This window comes from Vibrio sp. 811, from assembly GCF_033339195.1.
Genome location: NZ_JAWOUB010000253.1, coordinates 1 through 818 on the forward strand (window position 1 = coordinate 1; position 818 = coordinate 818).

Below are 818 nucleotides of genomic sequence, written 5' to 3' on the forward strand. Positions count from 1 at the left end.
CTGTCCATACGGTTGAGAATGGTGCTGTAGATGCAGCAAGCTCAGAGTTTGCAACGATACCAGAACAGATGTTTGTTGATACAATGTAAACCACAGCCGCGATTAGTGTACCGCCCAGTACTGCGATTGGTACGTTCTTCTCTGGGTTTTCTACCGCTTCAGAGTTCGCACAAGCTGATTCAAGACCAAGGAATGCCCATAGCGTCATCGCAATAGAAGCACTCACTGCCTCACCAAATGGCAAGCTGTGTGGGTTCCAAGCTTCAATGTACATGGTTGGGTTAAACCAGAACCAACCAACAATACCCAATGAACACACTGGTAGGATTACGCCCCACACGGTGAATGTACCAATTTGACCTGTGATTTTCGCGCCACCGAAGTTAGCGAAAGTACAAATCCAAAGAATGGCGATAGTGTACAAACAGGTTTCGACCGGAGATAGGGTCACTTCAAAGAATGCGGAGCCGTAACCCACACAAGTAATCGCGATCGCAATGTTCGCAATAAGGAGCGACAAACCGTAAGTCCAGCCCGCCATAAATGCACCCGATTTACCGAATGCATAAGACGCGTAACCGTTCATACCACCGTCACGTTTACTAAAGCGACCACATTTTGCAAACACGTAAGCCAACGCCAAAGAGCCCGCCGCCGTGATCAGCCAAGACAACACAGAAATGGTGCCCACTTGAGCCAGTTTACTTGGCAGCATGATGATGCCGGAGCCGGCCATGTTGATGAATGTCAGAATGGTTAACTGCACCACCGACATTTTTTTAGTTTCAGTACTCATAAATTATTCTCCACGAATAAGC

At 47.7% G+C, this 818-nt stretch carries 1 protein-coding gene; it reads right to left on the minus strand.

Annotated elements, in window-relative coordinates; all coding sequences use genetic code 11:
- Positions 1-796: putrescine-ornithine antiporter (potE, locus tag R7Q46_RS26175; RefSeq protein ID WP_318078084.1), on the minus strand; the 796-nt coding region annotated here is incomplete at its 3' end.
- Positions 797-818 lie beyond the last annotated feature (22 nt).